Origin of the sequence: Nostoc mirabile CHAB5784, assembly GCF_020829645.1 — a bacterium.
GTDB lineage: Bacteria > Cyanobacteriota > Cyanobacteriia > Cyanobacteriales > Nostocaceae > Nostoc > Nostoc mirabile.
In genome coordinates, this window is record NZ_JAIVFS010000187.1 from 1 (window position 1) to 8,705 (window position 8,705).

Consider the following 8,705-nt stretch of genomic DNA (forward strand, 5'->3'; position numbering starts at 1 on the left):
ATTTGATTACTTCTCAATATTTCCGACATAGCAGCGCCTGTATTGTTCACAGTCTTCAAGGAATTTCAAAAATCTCAGCAAATCAGAGCATTTTTCTCTCACCAGAGACATAAAAGAGCGTTAGCCAGCGTCGCATGAGTGTGGCGCAGAAAGTGGGCACTGAACTTAATTCCCGCAAAAGCAGAAATTTCCGCCATCATCAACCGCAATCCGCGATCGCTTAGAGGTTTACCTCTGTCTCGACGACTGGGACTAGGAAACACCGGCTCATCATTGCTGGCATCCCCACGGTAATCCAGTAGCACCGCGCTCGTCTCCGGATCGAGACTAATAGTCCTGGTTTTATTTCGTTTCCCCGTCACAGTTAATAACAGACAATCTCCATCCTCCCGAAACTGCCGCCAAAATAACCCCGGCGTAACTATACGCTTACCATAATCAGAAGTTTGCCGCGCAATTTCTCCCGCCCTCACCCCACTGTAAAAGACGAGAGTCAACAGCAGCCAATGCATCTTATTAGTGTTGTGTTGCAAATCTACTTCAATCGCCGCTTTTTCCAACTTAGCAATCTCGCGTTCCGACAGAATGCGCTAGAAGACCGGGAGTTGGTGAAGCGGGCCAAGCAGCGTGCTGAGGAGTTGCGCTTAACTTTTAAAGAGTTTGTGCTTGATTGCATTAAACAAGCACTCTTTGAAGAGAGTCCTGATAGTGCAGATAGTGCAACTGCTGCTGAAATTGAAGCTTTGAAAGCTCAAATCGCTGCCCTGTCAGAGAAATTGAGTATCCCTTCTGCAAGCAAAACTGAAGTGCATACCCTCCAGGAGCGGTTAAATCAATTGCGGGTGGGTATTTCAAATGAAATTAAGAAGGATAGGGAGCAACTTGCTTCTTTGACGTTGGCAATCTCCCGACTTGAAAGCCAAATTGAACAGTTGGTGCCTTCTTTAAATCTTCAAGTGGATGGCGAAGGTAATGCTGATAGTGATAGCGATTGGCTTTTTGGGGAAGACTCAGGCAGTTTGGGAAGAGAAGATGTTGAGGGTTTTTGAAATTGCTTGTGCTTGATATCCTTCTTATAAGCTATTTTCTAAATCAATCAGCAGCTACTTTCAGTAGATCGAAAACTTTTAGAAGTTGACGAAATAATCAGGCTTTCAGTCGTTATTGTTGAGACTTTCTATCACGATCTATTTTTATCTACTTGGAGAAGAGCTAAATGCTGTTGATTATATTTAATAGCTGATCGCCTGCTCAAAATTACTCTGTAATCGCTGTAATACACCAAGGTTGCCCAGAAGTTGGCCTTCTCCTTTGCGATCGCTAGGCTTTGCTCAATATAGTGCAAGGCTTGCTGATAACTTCCTAATGACTTATGGACATCACCGAGTTTATGCAGAGCAGATGCCTCCATTCCTTGATCGCCTGTATCCTGCGCTATTTTCAGCACTTGCTCATAGCAGGCAATGGCTGATTGATGCTCTCCTCGAACTTGGCAAATATCCCCCAAGTTACCCAGAGCAATGCCTGTTGTTCATTGTTCTCGCATTTCTTGCGCTAGATCCAGCGCCTGTTGGTAAAACTCTGATGCCTGATGCATATCTCCTACGAAAAAGGCATCATTCCCCAAACTATTCAGGGTTTTCATGACCAAGACGCGATCGCCCACAGTTTCAGCCAGCCTCAAGCATTGTTGATGATAATCAAAGGCTTGATTAATCTTTCCTAAAGTGCGATAAATGTTCCCCAGGTTGCCTATTGGCCTCCCCCCCACGGTTGCCAATCTGCTGCATCACTGCACGATACTGTTCCAGGCACGCCAGGGCTTCAGGATAACGCCCCAGAGATTGATAAGCTAGTCCTAAATTACCAAGGGCTTGCCCTACTCCGGCATGAGCGTCTATTTCTCTAGCAATGGCTAAGTCCTGTTGATGACATTCAATTGCCCGATGAAACTCTCCCAGGGCTTGATAAGCCAGACCCAGATTGCCAAGGGTAGCACCTTCCTGAATGCGATTGCCAACTTCGCGCGCGATCGCTAAAGCCTGTTCATAAAACTCAACTGCTTTATTCAGCTACTGGCGTCCTCACTCTAATTGGCTAAAGTCGAGTTATAGCGTTCGGTCATCAACGAATCGCACTTTGGAAGTCCCTTACAGAAAGAAATTTTTCGCTCTCGTTGCGACATCTGGTAGATTAATCGCCATCACTATTCTGCTGAGATTTTTGTTGATGATACCATTCAAACCACTGCTCTGAAACTGCATCAGCTTGCTTTTTTAAGATTCTAGGAGCAAAAGTAAGTTTTTCAGGAATAGGAACACTTAGAAATTCAAGTACATCGATTACCGTTTGTTCATAAGCATTTACAAGGTCTTCGTAAAAACAGTAAAAAGGAGTTATCTGATAAGTATCGAAGAAAGACTGCCAAGCAGATTCATACTGCTCATTTTGTCGAATTAATCGTTCAATTTCTGAAAAGTCAAACACTGGTTCTTTAGCTGGTACAGGAGGTTCATCTGTAGTCCACATCCAAATGTCTGACTGTAATGCTTTCCAATGAGAAATAGCCCTACGTACTTTATCACGACGCCTTATCCAAATATAATGCATATTAGGAAACGCCGCCTCAAACAACTCAGGCACTGACATTTCCCATTTATTGGTCGCTTGCCGAATTGTACTCACTAGATCCTCAAAATATTCCCACATTACTTTAGCGCCAAAAACACCATTGGATGATGTCCCTGCCACAATCGCCTGCTGTAAAAAGTCTGCATTGCTTGTAACACGCCAACGTTCAGTCCAATAGGATCTATTTCTAGGCCAAAAATATTCCCGTGGCTGTCCAGCAATCCCAACATTCCTCAAAGCTTCACAAAGTAAAAAGCTACCAGTTCGAGGAGTTGCATATATTAAGTAAGAAAAATTTGGCTGTGTCATTAGTCTGGAAAACAAAAGTTAAACTGATTATAATTTGAGTTCTGACTTTGCTTAAAACTTGTTTCGTCCGCTCCTACAACCCTTTGTTGCTGGACGTAAAGTTTTGCTTCAGCCACACAATTTGCTACTGCTTCGCTTGCTTCCAAGCGAAGTTTGTTTACGGTTCCCAACGACATTGAGATGTCAAATAACTCAGCTAGAGCGCTTTGTACCATGCGTTGACTATTGCGGTACACTGAACTTAGTAATGCCACTATCGCAACAACTCTGACTCCATAACCACTTGGGTTCACCAAGTCGGGCAATGTTGCACGAGTCAAGGTTACTCTGACAGACGTGAGCAATGAACTACTTTTGAGTATACCCATGTTTTATAGCCCATACAATTGCCTCAGATCGTGAACTCACTGTTAGCTTAGAGTAGATGCGGCTGATGTAATTACGCACTGTCTGTTTAGCCAGACATAGCTCAGCAGCAATACAAATATTATTCCAGCCCAGTGCAATCATACTCAAAATCTGTTTCTCCTGGGTAGTTAGAGTAGGTTCTTGAGTCTGCACCGGGTCTGTCTTCCATTGAACCAGCCTCTGCAAAACGGTCTGACTAAGCCACACATTTCCCTGCATTACATTGCGGATAGCGGAAACCAAAGACATTGGTTCCTCTTCCTTGAAGATACAGCCTGCTACACCAGAAGGCACCAAATTGTGCATATTAATGTCATGGGTGGTCAAAATCAACACTTTTTCCTCCGGACATTGCTCATGTAGATCGGTTATTATTTTAGACAGTGTGGAACTTGACATATTTGGGTCAAACAGTAGCACGTCTGGCCTAAGTTCTACGCTTAATCGTTGAGCTTTGTAGCCATTGGTTGCTTCACCCACCAGCTTCAAGTCTTTTTTCAAAGTTAGGGTATTGCGGATGCTACCTCGCATCAAGGGATTTTTCTCAGCTAGCAGAACTTGAATTGTCTTTTTCATAGATTAAACGCCCCTTAAAGTGGAATGTCGCTTAAACTTTTAGCCCTTATTGCAACTGACGCTTAATAAAAATTCGTACTTCGTATCGCTCGCCGTCGTCGCCAATAAACCAGGCAGCCTCAGGTTGCGGCGGGAACATTCTGGCACGAAGCAGATTAAGCAATTGCCGCGCAGTCGTTGATTTGTCTAGGTGAATTTGAGAAGCCGGGTCGAGCTGGCTTCGACGATGAGGATTGCCACCAGGTGGTTGAGGTCGGCGGGTGAGAGAGCCGGAGAGGATCTCGTCAAGGTGCTCCTTGTAAAGCTGGACAAGCTCGTGTTTTGCACGGTCAAGTAGTGTTTGACCAGTGTCTTCCCAGGTAACAGGTATCTCGGTTTGAAAGACAATATCCCCGCCATCCACTGAAGTATCCGCAAAGTGTAGCGTGACCCCAAAGGGACTTTGCTCAATGAGTGACCAGAAGTTTGGATCCATCCCACGACAATATGGCAGAAATCCGGGATGAAAATTGAGACAGCCGATTCTAGGCAGGGTAAGCAGATTGGACTTTAAGATGTACGGCCACCATGCCAGAACAATCAAATCTATATTTAGTGATGCTAATTCATCTAAGGCCATATAAGAAACATTTTTCGTCAACTCAATACATGGTCTTTCTGCCGCAAGTTGCCTGATGAGATAGTTACTTTCAATGTTACCATCGCTGGCAATGCAAACAGCCACGACCTCAGCACGTATGTTTTCTAGTGTTGCTGCCAGCGCAGCATAACCGACCGTCCCGTTAGCGAAAATAACCAGTCGCATATTAATAATCCCTCTTTCAATAAACACTTGACGTAAAGCTTATGTAGAAAGGGTTTGATAAAATGAAGCTTCCTCCTTATCTTGAGATTTGGGGACAAGTTGAAGACCAAAAGCTTGGGCTTTCTTCTGGAGATTTTTGAGGATCAGCTGCTGGTATTTTTGCTCATAGTAGTCCATACCAGGATCAGAATATCGTCCAGCAGTTGTCCAAATTTGATAGAACAAACGAGCCAGCTTGTGTGCAGTAGCAGTTATTGCTTTGGGTGCGCCCAATTGTGGGTTCGGTTTTAACTGTCAGGATAATTATTAATGTACTCGTTCATTAGTCCCCTCAAAATAGTTTCTTTGATTCATAGCGGGTGGCAGTGCCGCCTGTGCAGTTGCTCCTAAGAAAACAGAATGGTTTCTTTACATCCATAGGGAATGCGATCACTTTCCTCGAACGCTTCTGAGAAACTTTTTGCTCAATCTGTAAAAGCTAAAAACACCAAAAAAAAATGGTGAACATTTATGCGCTATGACTGCATACTTTGAGCAAATTAATCGACCATCTACTTGTTGGTCTAACCCTCACGAATTTGCCAACACCATAATATATAATGGGGTTATTTTTCACTGGTTCAAGCAACAGCGAGCAGGGATTCTACGATCTTTCGAGCTGTCCTGCGTGCGAGTGCTAAGGTAGTAAACGATGGGTTTGCTGCACCTGCACGTGGGAATGTGCAGGGACCTACCACGAAGAGCCCAGGTACCTCCAAGATTTCACCGTGTTCGTTGGTTACCTCGCCCAAGGGGGTTGTTCCACCGTCGTGATCGACTGACCCGAGCGGGCAACAGTAGGTGATTGGAGCAACCACCGCAGCCTCTACAGCCTGGTTATAGGCGGTGCCAAATGACTTGGCACCATACCAGAAACTTTCAAACTCTAGCGCCTTATTTGTGATTCCCATCGCCTCGGTAAGATTCGTCCACACCTGCTGGAGTTCCTCTCGCTGACTGGTAACCATAGCATCGTCCGAAGGAGAACGTCCAACCGATACTCGCACCTCCCAAGGTGCGGTCGAGGTTGCAGAGAACCACACTTGGTTACACTCTAAGCGTCTCTGCTCACCTATCGACCACACATCCCACAGTAAGTGATTCGGTGACGCTGTGGGCTCCACTTCAATAAAGGTATTTGTCTTGGTTTGGGAATTCCCACGGATCAACGCAAAACCTACAGGTGTAAAGTCAGTTGAAAGTTTCGAGATCGGAATTTTTACTACAAATCCCTGCCTGATGTGGTCAGTCAGTCCAGTAAAGCTAGTGCGCTTACCACTAGTTTTCGCCACTGCTTGCGCAACCAAACGAGTGTTTTCCATGGTAGCGCCGGCCAAGACAACAACAGCGCAGTCAATCCGTTCATCGGTTTTTCTACCCTGTCGACAGAATACAACACCCCGAACCCGTCCATTCACAACGTGGACATCAGTCACCTCGCAGTTCGGTAAGACACACGGAGGATTGCCACCAATATGGCCTCCTGCACTGATCCATCGCGCGATTGGACTGTATGCGCGCCATCTCTCCCCCCCCGACTCAGTACGCCATCGTTGGCGTGCTAGCGGAACCGGTGTGCTTTGAACGGAACACGCTTGGGACAACAGATCTACCAACGCTTCCTCTCCTGGTTCGCGAACTGCATCGAGAGGGCCACCTATCCAGTTACTGAGATCGCGTTCAATCTCGTCGTAAAGCCCAGTACCGCCATGCCAACCCGTCACAAGATCCTCACGAACTGCTGTCGGCCACACAGGATCCGCCAGAGCCCAATCCTCGATCTGCAATATGACGCCCCGCCAATACAGCGAGCGACCCCCTACCCCGCGTCGTAGTCCAACTACGCCGCTATAGTGAGGTGGGGAGTCAGTGAACCACGGTCTGTGAAATGCTGGGTCTAGCTCCGGAGTTTGCCAGAAGTGGAAAGACTCGTTTGGATTGAGCTGAGAGTTTGTATGCTCCAGAGCTTTTTCCTGCCCCGCTTCCAACACCACAACGTCCTCCACGCCAGCTTTCAGCAGTTCCGCAGCGAGTTCCAATCCACTCAGACCCGCACCCACAACGACTACGGTCGTCCCTTTAGGGGGGTTGTCTTCACCTTTGATGCTTTGCATTGTTTTGTTGAAGTAGTCAATAAAATTAATGTACTCAAATTCTCTTCTTTCAACTAGACCATTGACTCTACCCATCTGTTGCAAAACCCCATAGATTTTTGAGCTTAGCCAAAACCTTGGCTGTACTCTCCATTGGTGTTTCCAGGTCTGTTCTGCACTCTACCTCTGGGTGGAGTGGCGGTTCATACGGATCGTCAATACCTGTAAAATTTTTAATTTTTCCCTCACGAGCATTTTTGTATAATCCCTTTACGTCTCGCTGCTCACACACTTCCAGTGGCGCATTGACGTAAACCTCGATGAAATTCCCAATTTGCTGCCGCACTTGCTGCCGTGTCTCGCGGTATGGTGAGATGACTGAAACCAACACAATCACCCCGTTTCGAGTTAAGAGATCGGCTACCAAACCAATGCGACAAACATTTTCATTCCGGTCTTCTCTACTAAAACCTAATCCCTTAGTGAGATTTTGGCGAACTACGTCCCCATCCAAAATTTCGACCTTGTATCCCTGCATCCGTAGTTCTCTTCCCACCATTTGGCTAATTGTGCTTTTACCCGCACTACTAAGACCAGTGAACCACACTGTTATACCAGATTGTTTCAGATCGCTCAAGCTTTGTAAGTTGTCTACGTATGTCTGCATATCTATAATGCTCAACAACTACCTTGATAATACCTTTGTTTATTTCTACTCTCTGCGGTTTGAGCTTAAAGGTTTTGCCGCACTTATTTTAAGGTTGCTTCACTCACACCATATTTTTAGGCATCAGTCAGTTCTATCTTCGTAATTATCCGGAGTTATTTCCGCTTTAAGTTTTCTAACCAGTCCTTCATCTACAGCACATTGCTTAGCTATTGGACTATTGCTCCATTTAGACCATTCAAGATTACTAAGCAGCATTAGCACAGATCTCCTTTTATCAGTATTGGAACGTCTCAATTCGTGAGTAGTATTAGCTCCAACCGAGTACAGAACTACATCACAACTAGTTTCTCGCCGTACATCGACTGCAATGGTTAGAGATGAAATCTTTTTAGTAGATTCCAAACGGTGAAAATCATCAGCTAACTAACCAAATTCAAATAAACCTCCTTCGCTCAGGAGGATGGTGTCCGCTAATTAATGATCGCCTACTTGGGTACTATTCCTTATTTCATCAAACTCATTCTCGATAACGCGAACTGCAATAAAATACTGTTAGTCTATCGATATTTAGTATTTCAAGTTTATATTTACACAATTGTCTTTAAAAAGCAACTTAATTCCGCACAAAAAACCTAGAGGTGGAGACGGGAGCATCCCACTTTTTGTTTAGCGAGCAAAGATTAATCCATTAACTCATATCTTGCACCTAACCGGATAAATCTGTAAAAGGTAAATAAAGAGTGTAAAATATAACAGTAGAACAAGAATGTTGCTTAAATACAAATAAGTAAATAATGAAACTAAATAACAACATAATATTACATAGAAACATTTTAAAGCGAGAAGATGCTGAAATAAGGCATTTTGCCTCATCTCAAAGTGCGATCGCAAAGGGCGGGGCTTTCCTGGAGAACGCTAGTCACGGCAGTTTGGCTTAAATTCATAAAATCTTCTAATCCCCAAAACTGTTTAGCATCTCGAAAGTTAAACTCGATTTGAAAGCGCAGTCTGTAGTAGTCGATTATTTTTTCATAGGACAAATAGAGGCAGCCCTTTCAACGCGAACAGATGAACTAGTAGAATCATACCTGAAACCCTCTCTGAGTCTGGAATCTGGAGTCAGACTTCGATGTATCCTCAAGATATTCGACCAGGAGAGGGTGTGAAAATGTTA

13 protein-coding genes are annotated in these 8,705 nt (G+C 44.8%); 1 reads left to right on the forward strand and 12 read right to left on the reverse strand.

Going from position 1 to position 8,705, the window contains the following annotated elements; all coding sequences use genetic code 11:
- Positions 1–98 precede the first annotated feature (98 nt).
- Complete coding sequence (locus tag LC653_RS43055; RefSeq protein WP_372478298.1) at positions 99–560, reverse strand: tyrosine-type recombinase/integrase; 462 nt, start codon at positions 558–560, stop codon at positions 99–101.
- On the opposite strand from LC653_RS43055, the gene LC653_RS43060 reads away from it, so the two are divergent.
- Complete coding sequence (locus LC653_RS43060; protein ID WP_229501385.1) at positions 507–1,049, forward strand: hypothetical protein; 543 nt, start codon at positions 507–509, stop codon at positions 1,047–1,049. The two genes, LC653_RS43055 and LC653_RS43060, sit on opposite strands and share 54 nt — an antisense overlap.
- Before the next feature lie 131 nt (positions 1,050–1,180).
- Here the strand turns inward: LC653_RS43060 and LC653_RS43065 are convergent, their stop codons facing one another.
- The 11 genes from LC653_RS43065 to LC653_RS43110 form a co-directional block, all read right to left on the reverse strand.
- Positions 1,181–1,522 carry a tetratricopeptide repeat protein gene (locus LC653_RS43065; RefSeq protein ID WP_308189242.1) on the reverse strand — a complete coding sequence of 114 codons (342 nt, stop codon included), beginning with the start codon at positions 1,520–1,522 and terminating at the stop codon, positions 1,181–1,183.
- Positions 1,523–1,531: 9 nt separating this feature from the next.
- The gene (locus LC653_RS43070) at positions 1,532–1,771 is read right to left on the reverse strand and encodes a tetratricopeptide repeat protein (protein ID WP_229501387.1); all 240 of its coding nucleotides are present in this window, start codon (positions 1,769–1,771) and stop codon (positions 1,532–1,534) included.
- The gene (locus tag LC653_RS47705; protein WP_372478299.1) at positions 1,713–2,072 is read right to left on the reverse strand and encodes a tetratricopeptide repeat protein; all 360 of its coding nucleotides are present in this window, start codon (positions 2,070–2,072) and stop codon (positions 1,713–1,715) included. The genes LC653_RS43070 and LC653_RS47705 overlap by 59 nt, the downstream gene beginning before the upstream one ends.
- A 121-nt stretch (positions 2,073–2,193) precedes the next feature.
- Positions 2,194–2,940, reverse strand: coding sequence for a Stf0 family sulfotransferase (locus LC653_RS43075; RefSeq protein WP_229501388.1), 747 nt, complete (start codon positions 2,938–2,940; stop codon positions 2,194–2,196).
- Positions 2,940–3,308 (reverse strand): transposase, encoded by a 369-nt coding sequence (locus tag LC653_RS43080; protein WP_229501389.1) that lies wholly within the window; start codon positions 3,306–3,308, stop codon positions 2,940–2,942. Before LC653_RS43080 ends, LC653_RS43075 begins: the two co-directional genes overlap by 1 nt.
- On the reverse strand, positions 3,289–3,924 hold the full coding sequence (locus LC653_RS43085) for a LuxR C-terminal-related transcriptional regulator (RefSeq protein ID WP_229501390.1): 636 nt from the start codon (positions 3,922–3,924) through the stop codon (positions 3,289–3,291). Before LC653_RS43085 ends, LC653_RS43080 begins: the two co-directional genes overlap by 20 nt.
- Before the next feature lie 46 nt (positions 3,925–3,970).
- Positions 3,971–4,729 carry a formyltransferase family protein gene (locus tag LC653_RS43090; protein ID WP_229501391.1) on the reverse strand — a complete coding sequence of 253 codons (759 nt, stop codon included), beginning with the start codon at positions 4,727–4,729 and terminating at the stop codon, positions 3,971–3,973.
- A gap of 39 nt (positions 4,730–4,768) precedes the next feature.
- The gene (locus LC653_RS43095) at positions 4,769–5,002 is read right to left on the reverse strand and encodes a hypothetical protein (RefSeq protein ID WP_229501392.1); all 234 of its coding nucleotides are present in this window, start codon (positions 5,000–5,002) and stop codon (positions 4,769–4,771) included.
- Positions 5,003–5,349: 347 nt separating this feature from the next.
- Complete coding sequence (locus LC653_RS43100) at positions 5,350–6,957, reverse strand: GMC oxidoreductase (RefSeq protein WP_229501393.1); 1,608 nt, start codon at positions 6,955–6,957, stop codon at positions 5,350–5,352.
- A complete protein-coding gene (cysC, locus tag LC653_RS43105; protein ID WP_229501394.1) occupies positions 6,950–7,528 on the reverse strand; it encodes an adenylyl-sulfate kinase in 579 nt (192 codons plus the stop codon). The genes LC653_RS43100 and cysC overlap by 8 nt, the downstream gene beginning before the upstream one ends.
- An 872-nt stretch (positions 7,529–8,400) precedes the next feature.
- Positions 8,401–8,571: a hypothetical protein gene (locus LC653_RS43110; protein ID WP_443689872.1), complete on the reverse strand. Its 171-nt coding sequence runs from the start codon at positions 8,569–8,571 to the stop codon at positions 8,401–8,403.
- Positions 8,572–8,705 lie beyond the last annotated feature (134 nt).